26 protein-coding genes, 1 tRNA gene and 1 riboswitch are annotated in these 22064 nt (G+C 70.0%); of the genes, 6 read left to right on the top strand and 21 right to left on the bottom strand.

The annotated features are described in order from the left end of the window. The first annotated feature begins 137 nt into the window (after positions 1 to 137). Complete coding sequence (locus NNW99_RS23630; RefSeq protein WP_215121123.1) at positions 138 to 1472, top strand: SGNH/GDSL hydrolase family protein; 1335 nt, start codon at positions 138 to 140, stop codon at positions 1470 to 1472. 31 nt (positions 1473 to 1503) lie between these two features. Here NNW99_RS23630 and NNW99_RS23625 read toward each other — a convergent pair whose 3' ends face one another. Genes NNW99_RS23625 through NNW99_RS23605 form a run of 5 tightly spaced genes read right to left on the bottom strand, consistent with a single transcriptional unit; the run spans position 1504 to position 5261 of the window. Beyond that, positions 1504 to 2190: a DUF1707 domain-containing protein gene (locus NNW99_RS23625; RefSeq protein WP_215121122.1), complete on the bottom strand. Its 687-nt coding sequence runs from the start codon at positions 2188 to 2190 to the stop codon at positions 1504 to 1506. 33 nt (positions 2191 to 2223) lie between these two features. After that, entirely contained in the window at positions 2224 to 3201 is a 978-nt protein-coding gene (locus tag NNW99_RS23620) for an ATP-binding cassette domain-containing protein (protein WP_215121121.1), read from the bottom strand. A gap of 1 nt (position 3202) precedes the next feature. Continuing rightward, the gene (locus NNW99_RS23615; protein ID WP_370869208.1) at positions 3203 to 3967 is read right to left on the bottom strand and encodes an ABC transporter permease; all 765 of its coding nucleotides are present in this window, start codon (positions 3965 to 3967) and stop codon (positions 3203 to 3205) included. A 49-nt stretch (positions 3968 to 4016) separates the two neighbouring features. Further along, on the bottom strand, positions 4017 to 4802 hold the full coding sequence (locus tag NNW99_RS23610; protein WP_215124428.1) for an ABC-2 family transporter protein: 786 nt from the start codon (positions 4800 to 4802) through the stop codon (positions 4017 to 4019). Between the two features lie 57 nt (positions 4803 to 4859). Next, complete coding sequence (locus NNW99_RS23605; protein ID WP_215121119.1) at positions 4860 to 5261, bottom strand: hypothetical protein; 402 nt, start codon at positions 5259 to 5261, stop codon at positions 4860 to 4862. Positions 5262 to 5517: 256 nt separating this feature from the next. On the opposite strand from NNW99_RS23605, the gene NNW99_RS23600 reads away from it, so the two are divergent. Further along, complete coding sequence (locus NNW99_RS23600) at positions 5518 to 9000, top strand: transglycosylase domain-containing protein (RefSeq protein ID WP_370869156.1); 3483 nt, start codon at positions 5518 to 5520, stop codon at positions 8998 to 9000. 6 nt (positions 9001 to 9006) lie between these two features. On the opposite strand, the gene NNW99_RS23595 is transcribed toward NNW99_RS23600, so the two are convergent. From NNW99_RS23595 to NNW99_RS23585, 3 genes are all read right to left on the bottom strand, one after another. Then, positions 9007 to 9327, bottom strand: coding sequence for a multidrug efflux SMR transporter (locus NNW99_RS23595; protein WP_215121118.1), 321 nt, complete (start codon positions 9325 to 9327; stop codon positions 9007 to 9009). Positions 9328 to 9361: 34 nt separating this feature from the next. Continuing rightward, a riboswitch (guanidine-III (ykkC-III) riboswitch) is annotated at positions 9362 to 9428 on the bottom strand. A gap of 65 nt (positions 9429 to 9493) precedes the next feature. Next, positions 9494 to 9850 (bottom strand): co-chaperone GroES, encoded by a 357-nt coding sequence (locus NNW99_RS23590; protein WP_094052261.1) that lies wholly within the window; start codon positions 9848 to 9850, stop codon positions 9494 to 9496. Positions 9851 to 9894: 44 nt separating this feature from the next. Next, on the bottom strand, positions 9895 to 10224 hold the full coding sequence (locus NNW99_RS23585) for a DUF3618 domain-containing protein (RefSeq protein WP_215121117.1): 330 nt from the start codon (positions 10222 to 10224) through the stop codon (positions 9895 to 9897). Between the two features lie 95 nt (positions 10225 to 10319). On the opposite strand from NNW99_RS23585, the gene bcp reads away from it, so the two are divergent. Beyond that, positions 10320 to 10787, top strand: coding sequence for a thioredoxin-dependent thiol peroxidase (gene bcp / locus NNW99_RS23580; protein WP_215121116.1), 468 nt, complete (start codon positions 10320 to 10322; stop codon positions 10785 to 10787). Positions 10788 to 10859: 72 nt separating this feature from the next. On the opposite strand, the gene NNW99_RS23575 is transcribed toward bcp, so the two are convergent. The 4 genes from NNW99_RS23575 to NNW99_RS23560 form a co-directional block, all read right to left on the bottom strand. Further along, on the bottom strand, positions 10860 to 11591 hold the full coding sequence (locus tag NNW99_RS23575; protein ID WP_003990540.1) for an ATP-binding cassette domain-containing protein: 732 nt from the start codon (positions 11589 to 11591) through the stop codon (positions 10860 to 10862). Further along, on the bottom strand, positions 11588 to 12211 hold the full coding sequence (locus NNW99_RS23570) for a hypothetical protein (RefSeq protein WP_251057915.1): 624 nt from the start codon (positions 12209 to 12211) through the stop codon (positions 11588 to 11590). The genes NNW99_RS23575 and NNW99_RS23570 overlap by 4 nt, the downstream gene beginning before the upstream one ends. Then, a complete protein-coding gene (locus tag NNW99_RS23565) occupies positions 12184 to 13467 on the bottom strand; it encodes a hypothetical protein (RefSeq protein WP_251057914.1) in 1284 nt (427 codons plus the stop codon). Before NNW99_RS23565 ends, NNW99_RS23570 begins: the two co-directional genes overlap by 28 nt. 76 nt (positions 13468 to 13543) lie before the next feature. After that, positions 13544 to 13993, bottom strand: coding sequence for a hypothetical protein (locus tag NNW99_RS23560; protein WP_251057913.1), 450 nt, complete (start codon positions 13991 to 13993; stop codon positions 13544 to 13546). 506 nt (positions 13994 to 14499) lie between these two features. Here NNW99_RS23560 and NNW99_RS23555 point away from each other — a divergent pair. After that, positions 14500 to 14583, top strand: a tRNA-Leu gene (locus tag NNW99_RS23555). Between the two features lie 42 nt (positions 14584 to 14625). Here NNW99_RS23555 and rdgB read toward each other — a convergent pair. From rdgB to NNW99_RS23535, 4 genes are all read right to left on the bottom strand, one after another. Further along, positions 14626 to 15228 (bottom strand): RdgB/HAM1 family non-canonical purine NTP pyrophosphatase, encoded by a 603-nt coding sequence (gene rdgB, locus NNW99_RS23550; RefSeq protein WP_215121115.1) that lies wholly within the window; start codon positions 15226 to 15228, stop codon positions 14626 to 14628. Between the two features lie 117 nt (positions 15229 to 15345). Beyond that, the gene (locus NNW99_RS23545; protein ID WP_215121114.1) at positions 15346 to 15744 is read right to left on the bottom strand and encodes a hypothetical protein; all 399 of its coding nucleotides are present in this window, start codon (positions 15742 to 15744) and stop codon (positions 15346 to 15348) included. 142 nt (positions 15745 to 15886) lie between these two features. Next, on the bottom strand, positions 15887 to 16624 hold the full coding sequence (rph, locus tag NNW99_RS23540; protein WP_215121113.1) for a ribonuclease PH: 738 nt from the start codon (positions 16622 to 16624) through the stop codon (positions 15887 to 15889). Between the two features lie 103 nt (positions 16625 to 16727). Continuing rightward, on the bottom strand, positions 16728 to 16961 hold the full coding sequence (locus tag NNW99_RS23535) for a glucose PTS transporter subunit EIIB (RefSeq protein WP_215121112.1): 234 nt from the start codon (positions 16959 to 16961) through the stop codon (positions 16728 to 16730). 289 nt (positions 16962 to 17250) lie between these two features. Between NNW99_RS23535 and NNW99_RS23530 the strand changes: the two genes are divergently transcribed. Beyond that, entirely contained in the window at positions 17251 to 18513 is a 1263-nt protein-coding gene (locus tag NNW99_RS23530; RefSeq protein ID WP_215121111.1) for a PTS transporter subunit EIIC, read from the top strand. 78 nt (positions 18514 to 18591) lie between these two features. On the opposite strand, the gene NNW99_RS23525 is transcribed toward NNW99_RS23530, so the two are convergent. After that, positions 18592 to 19344 (bottom strand): MBL fold metallo-hydrolase, encoded by a 753-nt coding sequence (locus NNW99_RS23525; protein ID WP_215121110.1) that lies wholly within the window; start codon positions 19342 to 19344, stop codon positions 18592 to 18594. A 214-nt stretch (positions 19345 to 19558) separates the two neighbouring features. Here NNW99_RS23525 and NNW99_RS23520 point away from each other — a divergent pair, with 214 nt between their 5' ends. Beyond that, a complete protein-coding gene (locus NNW99_RS23520; protein ID WP_215121109.1) occupies positions 19559 to 20002 on the top strand; it encodes a type II toxin-antitoxin system PemK/MazF family toxin in 444 nt (147 codons plus the stop codon). 55 nt (positions 20003 to 20057) lie between these two features. Here the strand turns inward: NNW99_RS23520 and NNW99_RS23515 are convergent, their stop codons facing one another. The 4 genes from NNW99_RS23515 to NNW99_RS23505 form a co-directional block, all read right to left on the bottom strand. Then, the gene (locus NNW99_RS23515) at positions 20058 to 21008 is read right to left on the bottom strand and encodes a PLP-dependent cysteine synthase family protein (protein WP_215121108.1); all 951 of its coding nucleotides are present in this window, start codon (positions 21006 to 21008) and stop codon (positions 20058 to 20060) included. Between the two features lie 6 nt (positions 21009 to 21014). Continuing rightward, positions 21015 to 21293, bottom strand: a complete 279-nt coding sequence (locus NNW99_RS23510) for a MoaD/ThiS family protein (RefSeq protein ID WP_184593209.1) — start codon at positions 21291 to 21293, stop codon at positions 21015 to 21017. A 117-nt stretch (positions 21294 to 21410) separates the two neighbouring features. Beyond that, positions 21411 to 21506, bottom strand: a complete 96-nt coding sequence (locus NNW99_RS39175; protein WP_311125941.1) for a putative leader peptide — start codon at positions 21504 to 21506, stop codon at positions 21411 to 21413. A 132-nt stretch (positions 21507 to 21638) separates the two neighbouring features. Then, positions 21639 to 22061, bottom strand: coding sequence for a Mov34/MPN/PAD-1 family protein (locus NNW99_RS23505; protein WP_215121107.1), 423 nt, complete (start codon positions 22059 to 22061; stop codon positions 21639 to 21641). Positions 22062 to 22064 lie beyond the last annotated feature (3 nt).

Here is a 22064-nt window from a genome sequence, read left to right as displayed (position 1 = left end):
ACGGAACAGGAGTTCCCGGCGTCTGTCGGAAGGGGGTTAATGCCAGGGGTCCTGTCAGCTTCCCCCTGCCCATGACGCATCATGGGCACATCAGATCGGAGCCTTGGGCTCCCATCGCCTGAGGAGAACTGCACAGCATGACCCGGGGTCGTGGTTACGCCCTGCTCGCGGCGATCGTCGCAGCGGTTGTGGCCCTTTCCGCCGCCATATATGTCGGAGTGGCGACCGACGACGGCACGCAGACCCGGAACACCCGGGCAGACGGCCGTCTTCCGAACAATTCCGCCGCCCCCGCCTCGACCGGCACCTGGGTGGGCACCTGGTCGACCTCACCGGCGGGCGCCGAGCCCGGCACCGAGGCGACCGGCATGGCGGACCGTTCGGTACGCAATGTCGTCCACACCAGCGTCGGCGGTACGAGTGCCCGCGTGACGCTGTCCAATCTCTACGGCCAGTCGCCGCTGAGCATCACGCGCGCCTCGATCGCGGTCGCCGCCGGCAGCGGTACGCCGGCCGCGCTCTCGGACACCCTGCGCCCGCTCACCTTCAACGGCGGCCCCACGGTGGTCATCCCGCCCGGCCGGCAGGTGATGAGCGACGTCGTGCGCGTCGTCATCCCGTCCGACGCCGACGTCCTGATCACCACGTACACACCGACCAGCTCCGGCCCGGTGACGTACCACCCGCACGCCCGGCAGACGTCCTACGTCGCGCAGGGCGACCAGGCCCAGGACACCACGGGCACGCCGTACACCGAGCGGAGCACGTACTGGCGCTATGTGACGGCGCTGGACGTGCTGAGCAACGAGTCCGACGGCACGGTCGTCGTCCTCGGCGACTCCCTCACCGACGGCATCACGTCCACCCTGGGCGCCAACAACCGGTGGACCGACGTGCTGTCCGAGCGGCTGCGCACGGAGATCGCCGCCGGGCGGGACCTGCCCCGCTACAGCGTCGTCAACCAGGGCATCAGCGGCAACCGGGTCCTCACGGACGGGCTGGGCCGCCCGGCCGACAACCCCAGCGGGCTCAACCGCTTCGGCCGGGACGTGCTGGAGCGCACGAACGCCAAGGTCGTCGTCATCGACCTCGGCGTCAACGACATCCTGCGCAACCCGCGGCTCGCCGACCCGAACGCGATACTCGACGGCCTGCGCACGATGGTGGGCCAGGCTCACGCCCGCGGCATGAAGGTCGTCGGCGCGACCCTGATGCCGTTCTACGGGCACCGCGGCTACACGGACCAGCGGGAGTCGGTCCGGCAGCAGATCAACGCCGAGATCCGGGCGGGCCGGGTCTACGACGCGGTGGCCGACTTCGACAAGGCACTGCGCGACCCCTACGACCCGCGCCGGCTGCGCGCCGACTACGACTCGGGCGACCATCTGCACCCCAGCGACAAGGGGTACGCGCGGATGGCCGAGGAGTTCGACCTGGAGACCCTGAAGGGGTCCGCACCGGCCGAGCTGTAGGAGGACGACGCCGAGTACTGGCCGACGACGCTCAGTACTCGCCGTTGCTCCGCCGCTCCAGCTTCTCCCGCCGCCGCTCCTCCTTGAGCCGCTGCTTCTCCGCCCGGGTCACCTTCCGCTGGACCCCGACGCCGCCCCAGAGGGCGAACCCGGTCACGATCACGCGCGGCGCCCCCGGCTCCCCGGGTACGCCGTCCTCCTGGTGGTCGAAACCGCCCATGATCCCGACGCCGCGCACCACGACCTCGACGCCGGGCGGCACGATGACATCCACCCCGCCCATGATCGCGATCGCGTTGACCTCGACCTCGCGCTCCGCGAAGTTCGCCTCGCGCAGATCGATCTCCCCGCCGCCCCAGAAGGCCAGACAGGTGAACCGCCGGGGCATCGTCCAGTGCCCCTTGCGCTGGAAGCCGGACATCACGGCGACGGCCCAGGTCGAGGAGCCCTCGCCGCCGACGATCCGCCCGGGCCAGTCGGACCCCGTGGCGGGCTCCTTGCTCAGCGACACGGCGGGCACAGCGACGCCCGCGCCCGGCAGGTCCCGGGTGATCGGCACGAGTTCCCCGTACGTCCGCGCCTGGTACGTCGCGTCCAGCCGCTCCTCGAACTCCGTCATGTCGAGACGTCCCTCGGCCACAGCGTCCCGCAGGATGCCGGCGACCCGTTCACGGTCGGCGTCGGAGGCTCGGAGGTCCGGGACTGCGTCGTCGGTCATGTACAGCAGCCTACGAGTTACCGGTCCCGGGCACTATGCGGTCGCGCGCTCTTCGTACATTTTCGCGATCACTGCCTCGATGTCCGGCTCCCGCACCGACAGGTCGACCAGCGGGTACTCCGCCGCGATCCGCGCCACCAGCGGCGCCGCCGACTCCGCCGCCGGGAACGCCAGCCACTGCCGCGGCCCGTCCACCCGGACGACCCGGGCGGGTGCCGGGGCGTCGATCGGGGGCAGTTCCCGCTCGAAGTCCACCACCAGCGTCCGCTCGCCCTCCCCCGCCTCGTGCAGCCCGGCGAGCGGACCGTCGTACATCATGCGCCCGTGGTCGATGACCATCACCCGTTTGCAGAGCTGCTCGATGTCCTGCAGGTCGTGCGTGGTGAGCAGCACCGTCGTGCCGCGCTCGGCGTTCATCTCCCGCAGGAACTCCCGCACCTTGGACTTGGAGACGACGTCGAGACCGATGGTCGGCTCGTCGAGGTACAGCACCTCCGGGTCGTGCAGCAGGGCCGCCGCGATGTCGCCGCGCATCCGCTGGCCCAGGGAGAGCTGACGTACCGGCACGTCCAGCAGGTCGGCCAGGTCGAGGAGTTCGACCAGACGGTCGAGGTTCTCGCGGTAACGGGCGTCCGGGATCCGGTACATACGGTGCATCAGCCGGTAGGAGTCGACCAGCGGCAGGTCCCACCACAGCGTCGTCCGCTGCCCGAACACCACACCGATGCGGTGCGCGAGGCGCGTGCGTTCGCGGGAAGGATCGATGCCCGCTACCCGCAGCCGGCCGGCGCTCGGGGTGAGGATGCCGGTCAGCATCTTGATCGTGGTCGACTTACCGGCGCCGTTCGGGCCGATGTAGCCGACCATCTCGCCGCGTTCCACCCGGAAGGAGATCGAGTCGACGGCCCGGACCTGCCGCCGCTCCCGCTTCATGAAGCCGGTCTTCTTGCGTACGTCGAAGACCTTCTCGACACCGTCGAGTTCGATGAAGGCGCGGTCCGTCTCGGTCACTTCAGCTCCCTGTACTCCGGTACGAACGAAGCCCCGTCCGCCACGCCGCCCCCGCCAGCGCACAGCAGGCCACCGCCACCAGGGGCGAGGCGAACGCCGCCCAGGACGGCAGGCCGATGGGGTACGGCCGCCCCAGCACATAGGCGGCCGGGACCCAGTTGACGAAGGCGAGCGGCACCATGAAGGTCACACCGCGCACCAGGTCCTTACCGAACACGCTCGGCGGATACTGCAGCAGCGTGGTCCCGCCGTACGTGAACGCGTTCTGCACCTCGGCGGCGTCCTGCGCGAAGATCTGGAAGGCCGCGCCCGCCACGAACACCGCCGAGAAGATCGCCGCGCCGCTGATCACCATCACCGGCACCAGCAGCACCTTCGCCGCACTCCAGTCGATGTCCACCGAGAGCAGCGCCCAGCACAGCACCACGGCGCCCTGGGTGATCCGGCCGAGGCGGCGCAGCGCGAAGCGGTCGGCTCCGACCTGGGCGAGCACCGGCGCGGGCCGCACCAGCAGCGTGTCGAACGACCCGTCGCGCATCCGGGCGCCCAGGACGTCCATCGAGCCGAGCAGCAGGTCGGCGATCCCGAACGCCGTCACCGACAGCCCGTAGAGGAAGGCGACCTCGGGCAGGGACCAGCCGCCGAGGGAGTCGACCTGCGAGAACATCAGCAGGATCCCCACGAAGTCCAGGCCGGTCACCGTGAGGTTGCCGAGCACCGTGACGACGAAGGAGGTGCGGTAGGTCATGCTGGACCGGATCCACATCCCGGCGATCAGCCGATAGGCCCGCAGCCCCTCGGCCACGGCACCGCGCTCACCCACCCTGGACCACCACCCGGCGGGTCGCGGCCGACTGCAGCAGCCGTCCCGCCGCCAGCAGCGCCACCGCCCACGCCGCCTGGAAGGCGAACGCCCGCAGCGGGTCGGTCTCCCCCATCAGCACATCCGCCGGCATCTGGATCTGCGCCGCCCACGGCAGCACCCGCACGACCTCGCCGAGCATCCCGGGGAAGGCGTTCAGCGGCAGCACCATGCCCGAGAAGAAGATCCCCGTGACCATCAGGACCTGGTTGACGCCCATGCCGTCCATCAGCCAGAACACGCTCAGGGCCACGAGGTAGCGGATCGCGAAGCTGACCACCGTCGCCAGCAGGAGCGTGACCGTGAAGGCCAGCCAGGGGGTGACCGACGTCGGCAGGGCCATGGGGAAGAAGACCGCGCCGAACGCGAACGGGATCACGCCCCGCCCCAGCATCTGGAACAGCGCCCGCCCCACGTCGCCGGCCAGCCACCACAGCTGGAGGTCGGCCGGCCGGTAGAGGTCGACGGCGATCTCACCGGTGCGGATGCGCTCCATCAGGTCCTTCTCGGCGCCCCCGCCCTGGATCGCCAGGGTCGCGTAGAGGCACTGCCCCAGCCAGACGTACGTCACGGCCTGGGCCTGGTCGTACCCTCCGAGATGCGGTTTCTCGTCCCACAGCGCCAGATACGTGTACACGAGGATGACGCCGAAGACGGTATTGGTGAACACCCCGGCCACCGTGGCCGCCCGATAGGTCGCGTACCGCCTGAAGCCGCCCGCCGCGACGGCCGCGTACAACCGCCCCGAGCCCGCCACCACTGCCCTCCTCGCCGCCGGACACCGAAGCGCAGGAGCCTAGTGGGCCGGGGATCGGGCGTGCCACGGGTTTTCGCGTGCCTTCCAGTCGCCGATACACGCCTTGATGGTGATCGGCGTGCCCTCCTTGATGTCGAGGTCGAGCGTGCGGGTCGTGTCCACGCCGTCACGGTTCCAGTAGTAATACGTGTTGTCCTCGCCGCCGATCGAGATGATCCCGATCGTCGAGTGACCGTCCTTGGCCAGGTCGGTGAGGGTGAAGACCTCGCCGTACGTCTGGATGTGGGCCTTGCCGCCCGAGTCCGCGTGGGGCGTGACGTTCCAGTCGGCACCGGCCCAGACGGTACGATCCGTTCCGTCCGCGTGGGCAGAGGCGCCCGTGGCCAGGGCGAGCAGCGTGGCGGCGGTGCCGGCCAGAGCGGAGCGTGCGAGCAGTCGCATCTTCGGTCGAGTCCCCCTTCAGGCGAATCTCGCGCAGGCAAGATCGCGATGCGAACAGGCGTGCAGGACAGCTCAGTTGCCCCTGCGTCCGTCTGGGCGTTCGCCCGCACGCCGCCCGCCTCACCACACGGCTCGCGACACGGCCCTCGATCAGGGAACTGATCGCCGGATGGGACAGTCTTCATCACAGGGGCGCAAGAGCGAGCAGAGACGTACGGGAACGACGTACGACGCGAAACAGGAGTCCGTGCACGACATGAGTGACGAGCCTCAGCCGCAGCAGCCGCAATCGGGGCGGGCACCGAGAGAGCCGCAGCCGGACGGCACCCCGGGCACGCCACGGGACCGGGCTGACGACGCCCCGGGCACGGCACGCCCCCGTACGGACGGCGAGCGCGGCACGGCCCGCGCCACGGGGGACGGCGAACCGGGGCCTGCACGGGCCGAGGGGGACAGCGCTCAGGGTGAGCCTCGGGCGACGGGGGGCGGCGCCCAGGGCAGGCCTTCGGGTCGGACGGACTCCGACCGGGGTGCGGCATCGGGTCGGACGGACTCCGGCGGCCAGGACACGACACCGGCCCGGGCGGACTCCGGCCAGGGCACGCCCCGGGCCAAGGCCGACGACGACCGGAGCGCGTCACGCCCCCAGGCCGACAACGACCCGGGCACGGTGGAGATCCGGGCCGTCGGTGCGTCGGGTACGGCACGGGGCCGGACGGGGAAGGACGGCGAGCGGGGCGCGGCACAGGGCCGGACAGGCGGCGCCCCGGGCACGGCACAGGGCCGGACAGGCGGTGCCTCGGGCGCGGCACAGGGCCGGACGGAAGCCGACCGGGGCACGACCCCGGCCCGGGCGGACTCCGCTCAGGGCACGCCCCGGGCCAAGGCCGACGATGACCGGGGCACCCCGCGTCCCCAGGCCGACAACGACCCCGGCACCGTACAGATCCGGGCCGTCGGCGCCCCCGGCACCGCACGAGGCCGGACAGGCGGCGGCGCCCCCGGCGCGGCACAGGGCCGGAGCGGCCACGCCCAAGGCACGCCCATGGGCAAGGCGGACGACGACCGGGGCACCCCGCGCCCCCAGGCCGACAACGACCCCGGCACCGTACAGATCCGGGCCGTCGGCGCCCCCGGCACCGCACGAGGCCGGACAGGCGGCGGCGCCCCCGGCGCGGCACAGGGCCGGAGCGGCCACGCCCAAGGCACGCCCATGGGCAAGGCCGACGACGACCGGGGCACCCCGCGTCCCCAGGCCGACAACGACCCCGGCACCGTACAGATCCGGGCCGTCGGCGCCACCGGCTCCGCACGAGGCCGGACAGGCGGCGGCGCCCCCGGCGCGGCACAGGGCCGGATGGACAGCCAGGCCGGGGACGGGCCGGGGACGGCGCAGATGGCGGCGGTCAGTGACCCGGACGGCGGGCCGCAGGCCAAGGCCGGTGGGAAGCGGAAGCGGACCGGGTGGCGGCGGGTGATCCCGACCTGGCGGATGACGCTCGGCGGCTTCATCATCGTCGTCATGCTGCTGATCGGCGGCTTCTTCCTGGGCTACTCCCTGGTCCAGATCCCGCCGGCCAACGCGCTCGCCACCAAGCAGGCCAACGTCTACCTCTACGCCGACGGCTCGGTGATCGCCCGCGACGGCGAGATCAACCGGGAGAACGTCACCCTCGCGCAGATCTCCAAGGACGCCCAGCACGCGATCCTGGCCGCAGAGGACCGCGACTTCTACACCGAGTCCGCCGTCGACCCCAAGGCCATGGTCCGCGCCGCCTGGAACACCGCCCTCGGCAAGGGCAAGCAGTCCGGCTCCACGATCACCCAGCAGTACGTGAAGAACTACTACCTGCGCCAGGAACAGACCGTCACGCGCAAGGCCAAGGAATTCTTCATCTCCATCAAGCTGGACCGCGAGCAGAGCAAGGACCACATCCTCGAGGGCTACCTCAACACCAGCTACTTCGGCCGCAACGCCTACGGCATCCAGGCCGCCGCCCAGGCCTACTACGGCATGGACGCCACCGACCTCGACCCGGCCCGCGCCGCCTACCTCGCCGCGCTCGTCAACGCCCCCAGCCAGTACGACGTCGTCGCCCACCCCGAGAACCGCAAGGCCGCCGAGTCCCGCTGGAACTACGTCCTCGACGGCATGGTCAAGAAGGGCTGGCTCAGCGAGTCGAAGCGGGCCGGCATGAAGTTCCCCATGCCGAAGGAGTCCACCCTCTCCACCGGCATGTCCGGGCAGCGCGGCTACATCGTCCGGATCGTCAAGGACTACCTCACCCAGAACAACATCATCGACGAGGACAAGCTCGACGCCGGCGGCTACCGCATCACCACCACCCTGCAGAAGGGCCGGCAGGACGCCTTCGTGAAGGCCGTCAACGACAAGCTCATGTCCAAGCTGGACAAGAAGAACAACAAGGTCGACACCTACGTACGCGCGGGCGGCGCCGCCGTCGACCCCAAGACCGGCAAGGTCGTCGCGATGTACAACGGCGTCGACTACGTCAAGCAGTACACCCCCAACGCCACCCGCAGGGACTTCCAGGTCGGCTCCACCTTCAAGCCCTTCGTGTTCACCTCGGCCGTCGAGAACGGCTCGCGGACCCAGGACGGCCGCGTGATCACCCCGAACACGATCTACGACGGCACCAACAAGCGAACGGTCCAGGGCTGGACCGGCGACCCGTACGCCCCCGAGAACGAGGACCAGCACTCCTACGGTCCCATCACCGTCACCGAGGCCACCGACAGCTCCGTGAACTCGGTGTACGCGCAGATGGCCGCCGACGTCGGCCCCCAGAAGGTCAAGCAGACCGCGATCGATCTCGGCGTCCCCGAGACCACCCCGGACCTCGCCGACGGCCCCGCCATCGCACTCGGCACGGCCACCGCCAGCGTCCTCGAGATGGCCGAGTCGTACGCCACGCTCGCCAACCACGGCAAGCACGGCACGTACACGATGGTCGACAAGGTCATGAAGGAGGGCACGCCCATCGAGCTGCCCGAGCGGCGCACCGAGCAGGCCGTGAGCCGCGAGGCCGCCGACACCACGACCTCGATGCTGCAGAGCGTCGTCCAGAACGGCACGGCCTCCGCCGCACAGGCCGCGGGCCGCCCCGTCGCCGGCAAGACCGGCACCGCCGAGGAGGACACCGCGGCCTGGTTCGCCGGCTACACCCCCGAGCTCGCCACGGTCGTCTCCGTCATGGGCCAGGACCCGGTCACCGCCGCGCACAAGTCGCTGTACGGCGCGATGGGCCTGCCCCGCGTCAACGGCGGCGGGGCGCCCGCGGAGATCTGGACGCAGTTCACCCAGGACGCCCTCAAGGGCAAGCCGGTCACCGACTTCGACCTCAGGCTCCAGCCGGGCTCCGACGTCACCGAGGCCCCCAGCCCCGAGGTTCCCGTCGACCCGACCACGGGCGGCACCGCCGACGAGGGCGGCACGACCACCGGCGGGGAGACCGGCACCCAGGAGCCCAGCCAGACCCCGAGCGCGCCCGAGACCCAGACCGACGGCGGCACCACCGACGGCAGCACCGGGGGCGAGTCCCCGACCGGCGGCGGCACCGCGGACGGCGGAACCGGCGACGGCGGAACCACGGCGGGCACCGGCGGCGCGGCCGACGGCGGCACCACGGAAGGCGGCGGCACCGCCGACGGCGGCACGGGCGGCGCTCCGACCGCGCCCGGCTGGGGCTTCGCCCCGCAGGGCGCGCGCCGCGAATAGGTCGGGTCAGTGACCTGAGGTCGCCTTCAGCCCCACCACGGCGACCAGCAGCAGGCACACGAAGAAGATCCGGGCGGCGGTGGCGGGCTCCCCCAGCACGGCCATACCGACCACCGCCGCCCCGGCCGCGCCGATCCCCACCCACACGCCGTAGGCGGTACCGATGGGCAGGGTCTTGGCGGCCTGGGACAGCAGCAGCATGCTGACGACGATTCCGGCGCCGGTGAGAACGCTGGGGAACGGGCGGGTGAAGCCGTCGGTGTACTTCATACCGATCGACCACCCGACTTCGAGCAGACCGGCGACGACGAGCAGAACCCAGGCCATGACGGGCACCTCCGGGAGACAGGCTGACGGTGTAGGTGCGTCGTCTTTGCCTTGGTCCCGGTACGGCGCGTCTCGTCGGGGTCCCTCCAACGTAGCAAACCCACGGCAAAGGGGCCGGTGACAACGGTCACCGACCCCTTCTCTGCGTCTGATTCTGCTTCTGGACCTACAGGTAGAGGCCCGTCGAGTCCTCCGAGCCCTCGAACCGGTCCGCGGCCACGGCGTGCAGATCACGCTCGCGCATGAGCACGTACGCGATGCCCCGCACCTCGACCTCGGCACGGTCCTCCGGGTCGAACAGAACCCGGTCGCCCGGCTCCACGGTCCGCACGTTCTGCCCCACCGCGACGACCTCGGCCCAGGCCAGCCGCCGGCCGACCGCCGCCGTGGCGGGAATCAGGATGCCGCCGCCGGAGCGCCGCTCGCCCTCGCTGGTGTCCTGCCGCACGAGTACGCGGTCGTGCAGCATCCGGATGGGCAGCTTGTCCGGGTGGGTGCTGTGCTCGTTCCTGTTGGCGCTCACGCCTTGAAACCTACCTGTCTTCGCCGCGAACGTACGCAGTCGGGTCAGCCCTTGCGCCGCCGCGTGCCGAGGGCGAGCAGGCCGACCACACCGACCACCACGAGGGCGACCGGGACGACCCGCTCCAGGCGCGGCGCCCCGTCCTCGCCCACGAACCGGGCGCGCACATCGGTGACGGCCCGGTTGACCCCCACGTACGCCCGTCCGAGGGTGTGATCGATATTGGACGCGACCTTGGCCTTGGCGTCCCCGACGATCGTCTTCGGGTGCACGCGCACCCCGATCTCGTCGAGGGTCTCGGCCAGGGTCTCGCGGCGGCGCCTGATGTCCGCCTCGATCTGCGCCGGGGTCCTGGTGTCCGCCGTGTCCGCCACCGTGTCGCCTCCGAAGTCGGTATAAAGCCTGTGCCGGACAGTCTGTCAGCTCCACGGCTCATAGCACTCTTCCGACCCCCGGTTAGGCTGGCCCGATGAGCGAGCGACTTCAGCCGGGGGACGTGGCCCCCGCCTTCACCCTGCCCGACGCCGACGGCACCGAGGTGTCCCTGGCGGACCACAAGGGCCGCAAGGTCATCGTGTACTTCTACCCGGCCGCCCTCACCCCCGGCTGCACCAAGCAGGCCTGCGACTTCACGGACAACCTGGAGCTGCTGACGGGCGCGGGCTACGACGTCATCGGCATCTCCCCCGACCAGCCCGAGAAGCTGGCCAAGTTCCGCGACAAGGAATCCCTGAAGGTCACCCTCCTCGCCGACCCGGACAAGAAGGTCCTGGACTCGTACGCCGCCTTCGGCGAGAAGAAGAACTACGGCAAGACCTACATGGGCGTCATCCGCTCCACGATCGTCGTCGACGAGGAGGGCAAGGTCGAACACGCCCTGTACAACGTCCGCGCGACGGGCCACGTAGCCAAGATCATCAAGGATCTGGGGATCTGATCCTGTCGAGCGGGGCGCGGAACGACCGATGCGGACCGAGATGATCTCGGCCCGCATCGGAGACCGAGCGGGTCAGGCCGACTCGAGCAAGGTCGTATAAGCCCCTTCGGCAGCCCGGCCCTGCGCCGTACCCGGCGGAGTGTGGGCGAGGAACTCACTGGTTGAACCGCTCTGCACGAGACGTCCGCCCACCAGGACGGACACGTGATCGGCCTCTTCGGCGAGGTCGGTCACGTCGTGCGTGGACAGCAGGATGCGAACCTCGCCCTTGACCGACGCGAGGAGATCGCGGAAGACCCGTCGCTGACGTGGGTCCATTCCGGCCGTGGGTTCGTCCAGGAGAAGCACCCGTGCGTCGTGGACCAGGGCACAGGCGACACCCACGCGCCTCAGCTGGCCGCCCGAGAGCCGACCGGTGCGGGTGTCGGCGTGCTCCGTCATCTCGACGCGGGCCAGCGCTCGCGGAGCGTTGGCCCAGGCATCGCCCTTGCTCATCCCCTTCAGCCAGCCGACATAAGCGACGTACTCGCGTGCCGTGAGCGAGGGCAGGGGTGTGATGTTCTGCGGCATCCAGGCCACCGTCCGCCGGTAGTCCTTGCTCTTCGCGTCGAGCCCGTCCCACGTCACGGTTCCCCGCTGGGGCGTGGTGACGGCAGCGGCCAGCTGCAGCATCGTGGACTTTCCGGCCCCGTTCGGTCCGAGCAGGATGGTCAGTCCGTCCGGAAGGCGGTAGGTGAAGTCCTTCAGCACGGCAGCCCGCCGTCGGCCGTAGGCGAAGGTGCAGGAATCGAGAACAAGCGTCATGCGGCTCTCCGTGCGAAGCGGTTCGGCGGAAGGAGGTGGGCACCGACGCCGACGGTGAGCATCAAGAGGGCTCCCGTGGAGGCGTACCAGGTGTCAGGCGGTTCGAGGAGTACGGTCCACGGGTAGGCGTCGCCGGGCGCTCTCATGCCGAAGAGCACGCCGAGTAGCGGCCACAGTGCGGGAACGAGGATTGCGGATCTCCCGAAGAGAGCCCCGCACAGCAGGGTGAGGCCGGCGAGGAAGGCCGTGTTGCGGCCCAGTGTCTCGGCCGATGCGGCCCCGGTGATCATGGCGATCAGTTCACCCACGGCACTTGCGAGTGCCACCACGCCGAGCGCGAGCAGGACGTCGAAGAACCTGACGGGTCGGACTCCGGTGGTCTCGGCGGCGTCCAGCCGGGTGTGCAGACAGTCGAAGAGGACCGAGGTCAGCACGAGCGGGACGAGCGTGGCGGCCTGCACGAGCTCGGAGCCGCCGGACCAGATGGAGGGCAGGAAGAGGGGGGTGTCCTGAACAGTGGCCGCCAGAAGCACGAACATCAGGAAACCCAGGGGCAGCCGGGTGTGGGCGCGGCGGGCACGCAGCCACCACATCACGTTGTCGTCCCGTCTTCCTGGCACGCCTCCGCCACGGTCGTCTCGTACCAGTCCATTTGCTGGGCCTCGCTCAACCGCAGGACCTTCGCCACCCCGTCCTGGATACGGCTGCGTTCCTGAGGGGTGAAATCGGGTTCGGAGCTGAGCCGTCTCAAGTAGGTGTCCGTCTGCCCGACTTTGGAGGACACCCAGTAGTACACGAGGCGGGCGGGGCCGGTGGCCGGAGGTGCGCATTCGAAACGCACCACTTCGCGGGCGACCTGGTAGCGGATGGTGCCCGTCGCCTCGCCGACCCCGAGTGGGACGGTCCAGTCGTCCTTCGTGGACGGCTCGGGATACCGGAGGTTGAGAGAGGTGTCCTTGATGGAGGTCGGCTCGGCGGGCAGACCGGCTCGACGCAGGGATTCCAGCGTCGCCTCCGCTTCCTCGGTGAGAGCGGAGATGTGCTCGGCGCGCGCCTCGGGCAGACAGATGCGGGGGGACTGTCCGGCACAGGCGATCGCTCCATGCCCGGTGCTCCGGGGGCCTATGTAGCTCCAGTCGCCGACCAAGGAGAACGATCCGAACGCGCAGGCGACGACGAGTGCTCCCGCGACGGCTCCGCGCAGCCAGCGGGAAACAGGTGCCCAGAGCAGAGCCATGGCGACGGCGGAGCCGACGGCGAGCAGGAGGGGAGCCGCGAGGGCGGCGGCGGTGGGCAGTTCACCGAACATCATCTTTCCGGCGAAGAGGCCGGTGAGGTGCCGGGGCCACGGTGTCTCCAGTCCCGTGGACCAGCCGACGGCCAGGAAGTCGGTGACCGCGATGATCGGCACTACGGCGATGTGCCGAACGGTGGCTCCGACGGCGAATCCGACGATGCCGTGGGCGACGCAGAGCACCAGGGCGAAGGCCAGCAGTGTGAGGCCGGGCACGTCGGGCGCGACCTGCTCTTGGACGAGGGCGCACAGCGTCGGGAGGATGAGGAGCGACCAGGCCAGTGCGACCACGGGCGACAGGTGCTGGGCGGCGATGGTGTAGCGGGATCGCACCGCCCCCAGCCTCCAGATTTCTGAGGCACCCAGCTTCCGCGCCTCCCAGGCGGCGAGGCCCGAGGCAACCGCGAAGGCCACAGGCAGCAGGTTGCGCAGCACCGCATCGACCACGGTGGCGGAGTAGCCCAGCGGATCGATACGGAGGTCGTCACCGAGATCGGTGGCGTAGTAGGCGAACACGAGAAGCAGGGCGACAGGCGCGACCCGCAGCGCGCTGCTGGACCTGATGAGTGTGAGGGGTTTCACTTCTTGGCTTCCTGGAGCGGTCCGAAAAGGGCGTGGTGCCTCGCCGACGGCGAGGCACCACGCTGCAGAACACTGATCAGGAATCGGCGAGAGTGGTGTCGACTCCCGCGTAGGTCGCCCACAGCAGGCAGCACGCGTTGCTTCCCCCGCCGACGTTGTCGAGCTGGAAGAAGTAGTCCGACTCCTGCGGCAGGCCGTTGTACTCGCCCCGGCTCGCGTAGGACGTGCCCTTGAAGCAGTTGGTGAAGGTCTTCTCACCGTAGAAGTCGTTGGACGACAAGGCGTCGTAGTCCCACAGCTCGACCCCGGTGGTCTTGCTACCGCCCTGCACGGTGCAACCCTTGAAGATGATCTCCGAGTAGCTCTCGTCCGCCCAGTAGCGGGACTTCCCGTTGCTGCCGCCGCCGTCCGTCCACGAGCTGATGCTGCCCGACCAGTTGGCCCAGGCACCGGAGGACAGCGCGAGGGTGAAAGCTGACGCCATCGCGACCACGGCGGATACGCGCTTGGAGGATCTGCCCGACATGCGGGAACTCCGAATCTCCCACCCGATGCGGCCCCCCGTGAGGCCTGTCCACATCAGGCGAGGCGTGGAAGTTATCGAACAGATGATCTTTAAGTCAATGTGACGTAAAAATCTTGTGCCTCTGATCGCCGATCTGAGGTGACCAGGTGCAGGGTGTGGACGGCCTTCACGGAGGCGGTGATCCAGGTGGTCGGGCACTGCGGTCGCGAAGAACCTCCAGGCCACGCGGGTGGCGACGGCCTGCTCGACGAGCGGGCGAATCCTCGCGGAGGAGCGACCGTGGCAGGCGACCCAGAGCTCCTGCCGCACCGCCTCCGACGACAGTGACCGAAGCATTTCGGCCGACCCGCCTTGCAAGAGCTTTCAGTTGCTGGTAGCCGCCCGGCTCCTCTGACCCAACTGTCCATCGGAGATGGACAGTTACCGCGGGGCGGGCATGGCAGTCGATCACATCAATGGGGACGCCGAAGCCGGCGAGCGGCTCCCGGTACGATGACAGGCGGCTGGCGGCGGTGGCGCAACGGCGACGCAGCAGGTTTAGGTCCTGTGGCCCCTGACCGGGCTTGAGGGTTCGAATCCCTTCCGCCGCACACGGAGGGGCCGCCCTGCTCGGGCGGCCCCTCCCTTGGTCCTCAGCCCAGCAACTCCCGCACCGCCGGCACCAACGCCCGAAACGCCTTCCCCCGATGGCTGATCGCGTTCTTCTCGTCGGGGGTCAGTTCCGCACAGGTCCGGGTCTCGCCCTCCGGCTGGAGGATCGGGTCGTACCCGAAGCCGCCGGTGCCGGTCGGCTCGTGGCGCAGCACTCCCCGGAGCTGACCCTCGACCACGCGCTCCGTGCCGTCAGGGAGGGCCAGGGCCGCCGCGCAGGCGAAGTGGGCGGCGCGGTGGGGGTCGGCGATGTCCGAGAGCTGGGCGAGGAGGAGGTCCAGGTTGGCCTTGTCGTCGCCGTGGCGGCCGGACCAGCGGGCGGAGAAGATGCCGGGGGAGCCGTTCAGGACGTCGACACACAGGCCCGAGTCGTCGGCGACCGCGGGGAGGCCCGTCGCCTGGGCCAGGGCGTGGGCCTTCAACAGTGCGTTCTCCGCGAAGGTGACGCCCGTTTCCTTGACGTCGGGGATGTCCGGGTAGGCGTCGGCACCGACGAGCTCATGGGGCAGTCCGGCTTCGGCCAGGATCGCCCGGAGTTCGGTGATCTTTCCGGCGTTACGAGTGGCGAGGATCAGGCGGGTCATGGCCCCCAGTATCGCCCCGACAGGGGCGCGGGGAACTGCGCGATCAACCACGACGAACCCGCGGTCGACCACCGGCAGCACCCCGCAGACGAGAAGCCCTGCCCAGCCGGCGCAGCGTTACGGCGTGCAGACCTTCGTCAGTTCACCCGCCGCGTCCGTGACCGGGCTGATGTCGGGCGTCTCGTCGCCGTTCTTCACCGACGTACGGACGTTGTCCACGGCCTTGTTGAGGTCGTCCACGGCCTTGTTGACGTCCGTGTTGTCGGTCTTGTCGCCGATCTCGCCGAGGTTCTTGTCGATGGAGTCGAGGGACTCGTCGAGCTGCGTCGGGTCGCCCGCGGCGTTGTCCACGGCCTGCTGGAGTTCCGTGACGCTGTCGGCGATGGCGTCGGCGGTCTGGACGCAGTCCAGCGCCTTGTCGACGGCGGCGCAGCCGGTGGTGAGTCCGGCGGTCAGCGCGACGGCCGCCAGGGTGGCGGCGACGGCTGCGGTGCGGCGTCGGCGGCTCGCGGCCATGGAACGGTCCCTCTCGTCGGTCGGGCCGGGCGGCCCGTACGGCTGGCCGAGCGCACAGGGATGAGCCGTGCGCCCGTACCTCTTCAGACGCGAGCATGCTCGGCGCGGTTGCCCGCGCCGAGCATCTGTCTTGGTGCGCCCTTTACTTTTCGAGGACGGTATCAAGCGCGGTGCGCTGATGGGCGGCGAGTTCCGTGCAGCCGGCGACGGCGAGGTCGAGCAGGGCGTTGAGTTCGTCGCGGGCGAAGGGCTCGGCCTCGGCGGTGCCCTGGACCTCGACGAAGCGGCCGTCGCCGGTGCAGACGACGTTCATGTCGGTGTCGGCCTTGACGTCCTCCTCGTAGCAGAGGTCGAGGAGGGGGACGCCGCCGACGATGCCGACGGAGACGGCGGAGACCGTGCCGGTCAGGGGCTGGCGGCCGGCCTTGATGAGCTTCTTGCGCTGGGCCCAGGCGACGGCGTCGGCCAGGGCGACGTAGGCGCCGGTGATGGCCGCCGTGCGCGTGCCGCCGTCGGCCTGGAGGACGTCGCAGTCGAGGACGATGGTGTTCTCGCCGAGTGCCTTGTAGTCGATGACGGCGCGCAGCGAGCGCCCGATGAGGCGGGAGATCTCGTGGGTGCGGCCGCCGATGCGGCCCCTGACGGACTCGCGGTCGCCGCGGGTGTTGGTGGAGCGGGGCAGCATGGAGTATTCGGCGGTGACCCAGCCTTCGCCGCTGCCCTTGCGCCAGCGCGGGACGCCTTCGGTGACGGAGGCGGTGCAGAAGACCTTGGTGTCGCCGAAGGAGACGAGGACGGAGCCTTCGGCGTGCTTGCTCCAGCCACGTTCGATGGTGATCGGGCGGAGCTGCTGGGGGGTGCGGCCGTCGATTCGAGACATGCCGCTGAGCCTAGCCGTACCTGCGGAAGGGGCCCCTCCCCCGGTGGGGAGGGGCCCCTCACAGGTGACCTCAGGGGGTGAAGCCGGGGATGATCCCCGCTCTTCACATCAAGTCTTCGATCTCCGCCGCGATGGGGTCGGCGTCGGTGCCGATGACGACCTGGATGGCGGTGCCCATCTTGACGACGCCGTGGGCTCCGGCGGCCTTCAGGGCGGCCTCGTCGACCTTGCCGGGGTCGACGACCTCGGTCCGCAGGCGGGTGATGCAGCCTTCGACCTCTTCGATGTTGTCGATGCCGCCGAGCCCGGCAACGATCTTCTCAGCCTTGCTGGCCATCTTCGTTCTCCCTGATCCGAACCGCTTTGTCGCAGTAACCCACAGTTGGCCCATCTTCGCGAGCGGCTATGGCGCGCGACCGTGCCGACGACTGGTCTACACCACACTTCCACCTCTCGACAAAGGGGGTGGAATTCGCGGGTTCCACTCGTTCGGCCTACCGTGCTACAACTGGTCTACACCACTCACCGGTGGAGGACGCGCGGTGTATCCGCGCTCCCCTTGTTGAGACGCCGCCGTCCCCCGTCGAACTCTTCCTGGGCGGCGCCGTGCCCCCTGGAGGAAGTTCATGTCCACAGACACAGCCGCGCCCGCGAGCCCGAAGAAGGGGGCTGCGGTGATGGCGGTCCTGCAGCGTATCGGGCGCAGCCTGATGCTGCCCGTCGCCGTGCTGCCGGCCGCCGCCCTCCTGGTCCGCCTCGGCAACACCGACATGCTGGGGCGGGAGTCGTTCCCGGAGTTCATCACCCGGATCGCGAGCTTCATGACCGCGGGCGGCAACGCGATCCTGGACAACATGCCGCTGCTGTTCGCCGTGGGCATCGCGATCGGCTTCGCGAAGAAGGCGGACGGCTCGACCGCCCTGGCCGCGGTTGTCGGCTATCTGGTCTTCAAGGGCGTGCTGGCCACCTTCACCGACCCGACCCTGCCGAAGGTGGCGGCGGCCGTCGACGGCAAGGCCGTCATGGTGGAGGCCCCGGCCGACGCCAAGGTGCTGGGCGGTGTGGTGATGGGCCTCGTCGTCGCGCTGCTCTACCAGCGCTTCTACCGCACCAAGCTGCCGGACTGGGCGGGCTTCTTCGGCGGGCGGCGCCTGGTTCCGATCCTGTCCGCCTTCGCGGGCCTGTTCATCGGGATCGTCTTCGGCTACATCTGGCCGGTCCTCGGCACGGCGCTGCACAACTTCGGTGAGTGGCTGGTCGGCTCCGGGGCCGTCGGCGCGGGCATCTTCGGCGTCGCCAACCGGGCGCTGATCCCGGTGGGCATGCACCACCTGCTGAACTCCTTCCCCTGGCTCCAGGCCGGCTCCTACGAGGGCAAGAGCGGTGACATCGCGCGCTTCCTGGCCGGTGACCCGACCGCCGGGCAGTTCATGACCGGCTTCTTCCCGATCATGATGTTCGCCCTGCCCGCGGCCTGCCTCGCCATCGTGCACTGCGCCCGCCCCGAGCGCCGCAAGGTCGTCGGCGGCATGATGCTCTCCCTCGCGCTGACCTCCTTCGTCACCGGTGTCACCGAGCCGATCGAGTTCACCTTCATGTTCATCGCCCCGGTGCTGTACGCGATCCACGCCGTGCTCACCGGTGTCTCGATGGCACTGACCTGGGCGCTCGGCATGAAGGACGGCTTCGGCTTCTCGGCCGGCGCGATCGACTTCGGTCTGAACCTGGGCATCGCGACCAACCCGTGGGGCCTGGCCCTGGTGGGCCTGTGCTTCGCGGCGGTCTACTACGTGGTCTTCCGCTTCGCGATCACCAAGTTCAACCTGCCGACGCCGGGCCGCGAGTCCGACGAGGAACTCGCCGAGTTGCAGAAGGCCGAGGCCAAGTAGCACGCGGCACGACGAAGGCCCCGGAACCGACTGCTGGTTCCGGGGCCTTCGCGCGCGTGGGCCTCAAGGGCGCGGAGCTCAGACCTCGTACGTCTGCCGCGGTGCCGCCAGGGCCACCGGACCGTCGTAGACCGCGCGGGCGTCGTCGACGTTGACCTGGGGGTCCGTCCACGGCGGGATGTGGGTGAGGACCAGGTGCCGGGCGCCTGCCCGGGCAGCGGTCTCACCCGCCTCTCGGCCGTTGAGGTGCAGGTCGGGGATGTTCTCCTTGCCGTGCGTGAACGCGGCTTCGCACAGGAACAGGTCGGCGTCCCGGGCGAGTTCGTCCAGGGCGGGGCTGATGCCCGTGTCGCCGGAGTACGTCAGCACCTTGCCGTCGTGTTCGATGCGGATGCCGTACGCCTCCACGGGGTGGGCCACCCGCTCGGTGTGCACCGTGAAGGGGCCGATCTCGAACGTGGACGGCTTGACCGTGTGGAAGTCGAAGACCTCACTCATGGAGGAGGCGGAGGGGGTGTCCGCGTAGGCGGTGGTCAGCCGGTGTTCGGTGCCCTCGGGTCCGTAGACCGGGAGCGGGTCGCAGCGGCCGCCGTCGTGGCGGTAGTAGCGCGCGACGAAGTACGCGCACATGTCGATGCAGTGGTCGGCGTGCAGATGGCTGAGGAAGATCGCGTCGAGGTCGTAGAGACCGCAGTGGCGCTGCAGCTCGCCCAGGGCACCGTTGCCCATGTCGAGAAGCAGCCGGAAGCCGTCGGCCTCGACGAGGTAGCTCGAGCAGGCCGATTCCGCGGACGGGAACGACCCCGAGCAGCCGACGACGGTGAGCTTCATGAAGCAGAAACCTCCGCTGGCGGGAAAGTCTGTGTAAGGGGCGTCGGGGGTCGTGCGGTTTGTCGAGCGTAAGGCGCAAAACCTCCGGTAGCTCCTCCGCCAAGGGCTGTTGTGGGCGAACTCACCTGTGGTGTCACCGGTTCGGGCGGCAGGGCGGGGCGTGATCCTTGTGAGGAAGGGCGCACGGGAGGGATGGCGCCGGTAACGTCTCAGTATGGACACGTCCTGGTGGCTGGCGCTCGCCGCGGTGGTACTGCTCGCGCTCGTCGCCACGCTCGTAGACGGCTGGGGGCGCCGCTCGTCGGCGCGGCGAGGCAGGCGGGTGGCACCGGCCACCGCGGTGGCGGGGCTGCCGCAGCCGGCGGAGATCTGGTGGGCGGACGTGCCCTACGAGGACGAGGCGCGGACGAAGGACCGGCCGTGTCTGGTGCTGGCGGTGCGCGGGGAGCGGGCGACCGTCGTGAAGATCACCACGCGGTTCCGGGACGAGCGGGGCGGGGTCATCCCGCTGCCGCCGGGCTCGGTCGGCGATGCCAGGGGCCGCGCGAGCTTCCTGGAGACGGACGAGCTGCGGGAGGTCCCGGTGTGGGGCTTCCGGCGCCGGGTCGGGGTGGTGGACCCGGCGCTGTGGGACCGGGTGCGGTATCTGGCGGGGTGAGACACAAGAAGGCTGGAGCGCGATGGCCCCAGCCCTTCCTGTCTGTCGGTGTGCGCTACGCCCAGAGCTGTCCCTGGAGCGTCTCGATCGCCTCTTCCGTCGTGGCCGCCGTGTAGACGCCCGTCGACAGGTACTTCCAGCCGCCGTCCGCGACGACGAAGACGATGTCGGCCTGCTCACCGGCCTTCACGGCCTTGCGGCCCATGCCGAGCGCGGCGTGCAGCGCGGCGCCCGTCGAGACGCCGGCGAAGATGCCCTCCTGCTGGAGCAACTCCCGGGTGCGGGTGACCGCGTCGGCCGAGCCGACCGAGAAGCGGCTGGTGAGGACGGAGGCGTCGTACAGCTCGGGGACGAAGCCCTCGTCGAGGTTGCGCAGGCCGTAGACCAGGTCGTCGTAGCGCGGTTCGGCGGCGACGATCTGGACGTCCGGCTTGTGCTCGCGCAGGAAGCGGCCCACGCCCATGAGCGTGCCCGTGGTGCCAAGGCCCGCCACGAAGTGGGTGACGGAGGGCAGGTCGGCGAGGATCTCCGGGCCCGTCGTCGCGTAGTGGGCGCCGGCGTTGTCCGGGTTGCCGTACTGGTACAGCATCACCCAGTCCGGGTGCTCGGCCGAGAGCTCCTTGGCGACGCGCACGGCGGTGTTGGAGCCGCCCGCGGCCGGGGAGGAGACGATCTCGGCGCCCCACATGGCCAGCAGGTCCCGGCGCTCCTGGGAGGTGTTCTCCGGCATCACGCAGACGATGCGGTAGCCCTTGAGCTTGGCCGCCATGGCCAGCGAGATGCCGGTGTTGCCCGAGGTGGGCTCCAGGATGGTGCAGCCCGGGGTGAGGCGGCCGTCCTTCTCCGCCTGCTCGATCATGTGCAGGGCCGGACGGTCCTTGACCGAGCCGGTGGGGTTGCGGTCCTCCAGCTTCGCCCAGATACGGACGTCGGGGGACGGCGACAGCCGCGGCAGGCGCACCAGGGGGGTGTTGCCCACCGCGGCCAGGGGTGAGTCGTAGCGCATGAGTGATCAGACCATGCCGCCGGCCACGGCCGGCAGGATCGTGACGTTGTCGCCGTCCGACAGCTTGGTGTTGATGCCGTCGAGGAAGCGGACGTCCTCGTCGTTCAGGTACACGTTCACGAAGCGGCGCAGCTGGTCGCCGTCGACGATGCGGGCCTGGATGCCGGCGTGCCGGGTCTCGAGGTCGGTGAACAGCTCGGCGAGGGTGTCACCGCTGGCCTCCACCGCCTTCTGACCGTCGGTGTACGTGCGGAGGATGGTCGGGATGCGGACCTCGATGGCCATGGCTTCAGGGCTCCTGTCGGGAGTAGTCGGTCGGGGCGCGCGGCAGCGCAGGAACAGCCGGGCTGGTGCGTGTGTGCAGCGCCGCGGCTCACGGCCGTACGGCGGCAGGGACCTGCGTCAACAGATGGCGCTGGCGAGCCTGCACAGGTCGACGTGCAGCCGCGCCACGAGCAGCTCGCCCGGCGTCTTGTCGCTCACGTCGTGGAAAACCATGGGGTCATCGTATCGATTCCCGGTCCGGGTACTGGAATGTGATCCCACATCGCGGACGGTTCGAGGCCGGGGAATGAGACCGCGCTGCTCAGAGCTTGTTCTGGGCTTGCCGAGAGCCTGCTTCAGGCCTGCTCAGTAGGCCTCGACGATCCGGACCTCTTCCTCCGTGACCACGCCCTCGACGATACGGAACGAGCGGAACTGGAAGTCACCGGCCCCGTCCGTGTCGGCGGTGGAGACGAGGACGTAGTGGGCGCCCGGCTCGTTCGCGTAGGAGATGTCGGTGCGGGAGGGGTAGGCCTCGGTCGCCGTGTGGGAGTGGTAGACGACCACCGGCTCCTCGTCGCGGTCGTCCATCTCGCGGTAGAGCTTGAGCAGATCGCCGGAGTCGAACTCGTAGAACGTGGGCGACATGGCCGCGTTCAGCATCGGGATGAAGCGCTCGGGGCGGTCCGAGCCCTCGGGGCCCGCGATCACGCCGCACGCCTCGTCGGGGTGGTCCTTGCGCGCGTGGGCGACGATCTGGTCGACGAGGGCCTGGGTGATGGTCAGCATGCC

It is taken from the genome of Streptomyces sp. CRCS-T-1, from assembly GCF_024442335.1.
In the GTDB taxonomy this organism is placed as follows: Bacteria; Actinomycetota; Actinomycetes; order Streptomycetales; family Streptomycetaceae; genus Streptomyces; species Streptomyces koelreuteriae.
Note: the sequence above shows the minus strand (reverse complement) of the source record. Positions and strands in the feature narration are given on the sequence as shown.

What these genes read in the sequence shown, in the direction of transcription:
- NNW99_RS23605 (WP_215121119.1), bottom strand. Translation starts at nt 5,261, where the DNA reads ATGCGACTGCTCGCACGCTCCGCTCTGGCCGGCACCGCCGCCACGCTG.
- NNW99_RS23535 (WP_215121112.1), bottom strand. Translation starts at nt 16,961, where the DNA reads ATGGCCAGCAAGGCTGAGAAGATCGTTGCCGGGCTCGGCGGCATCGAC.
- NNW99_RS23615 (WP_370869208.1), bottom strand. Translation starts at nt 3,967, where the DNA reads ATGTGGATCCGGTCCAGCATGACCTACCGCACCTCCTTCGTCGTCACG.
- NNW99_RS23505 (WP_215121107.1), bottom strand. Translation starts at nt 22,061, where the DNA reads ATGCTGACCATCACCCAGGCCCTCGTCGACCAGATCGTCGCCCACGCG.
- bcp (WP_215121116.1), top strand. Translation starts at nt 10,320, where the DNA reads ATGAGCGAGCGACTTCAGCCGGGGGACGTGGCCCCCGCCTTCACCCTG.
- NNW99_RS23515 (WP_215121108.1), bottom strand. Translation starts at nt 21,008, where the DNA reads ATGCGCTACGACTCACCCCTGGCCGCGGTGGGCAACACCCCCCTGGTG.
- NNW99_RS23595 (WP_215121118.1), bottom strand. Translation starts at nt 9,327, where the DNA reads ATGGCCTGGGTTCTGCTCGTCGTCGCCGGTCTGCTCGAAGTCGGGTGG.
- NNW99_RS23520 (WP_215121109.1), top strand. Translation starts at nt 19,559, where the DNA reads ATGGACACGTCCTGGTGGCTGGCGCTCGCCGCGGTGGTACTGCTCGCG.
- NNW99_RS23530 (WP_215121111.1), top strand. Translation starts at nt 17,251, where the DNA reads ATGTCCACAGACACAGCCGCGCCCGCGAGCCCGAAGAAGGGGGCTGCG.
- NNW99_RS23560 (WP_251057913.1), bottom strand. Translation starts at nt 13,993, where the DNA reads ATGTCGGGCAGATCCTCCAAGCGCGTATCCGCCGTGGTCGCGATGGCG.
- NNW99_RS23630 (WP_215121123.1), top strand. Translation starts at nt 138, where the DNA reads ATGACCCGGGGTCGTGGTTACGCCCTGCTCGCGGCGATCGTCGCAGCG.
- NNW99_RS23600 (WP_370869156.1), top strand. Translation starts at nt 5,518, where the DNA reads ATGAGTGACGAGCCTCAGCCGCAGCAGCCGCAATCGGGGCGGGCACCG.
- NNW99_RS39175 (WP_311125941.1), bottom strand. Translation starts at nt 21,506, where the DNA reads ATGGTTTTCCACGACGTGAGCGACAAGACGCCGGGCGAGCTGCTCGTG.
- NNW99_RS23575 (WP_003990540.1), bottom strand. Translation starts at nt 11,591, where the DNA reads ATGACGCTTGTTCTCGATTCCTGCACCTTCGCCTACGGCCGACGGCGG.
- rdgB (WP_215121115.1), bottom strand. Translation starts at nt 15,228, where the DNA reads ATGACCCGCCTGATCCTCGCCACTCGTAACGCCGGAAAGATCACCGAA.
- NNW99_RS23510 (WP_184593209.1), bottom strand. Translation starts at nt 21,293, where the DNA reads ATGGCCATCGAGGTCCGCATCCCGACCATCCTCCGCACGTACACCGAC.
- rph (WP_215121113.1), bottom strand. Translation starts at nt 16,624, where the DNA reads ATGTCTCGAATCGACGGCCGCACCCCCCAGCAGCTCCGCCCGATCACC.
- NNW99_RS23545 (WP_215121114.1), bottom strand. Translation starts at nt 15,744, where the DNA reads ATGGCCGCGAGCCGCCGACGCCGCACCGCAGCCGTCGCCGCCACCCTG.
- NNW99_RS23625 (WP_215121122.1), bottom strand. Translation starts at nt 2,190, where the DNA reads ATGACCGACGACGCAGTCCCGGACCTCCGAGCCTCCGACGCCGACCGT.
- NNW99_RS23525 (WP_215121110.1), bottom strand. Translation starts at nt 19,344, where the DNA reads ATGAAGCTCACCGTCGTCGGCTGCTCGGGGTCGTTCCCGTCCGCGGAA.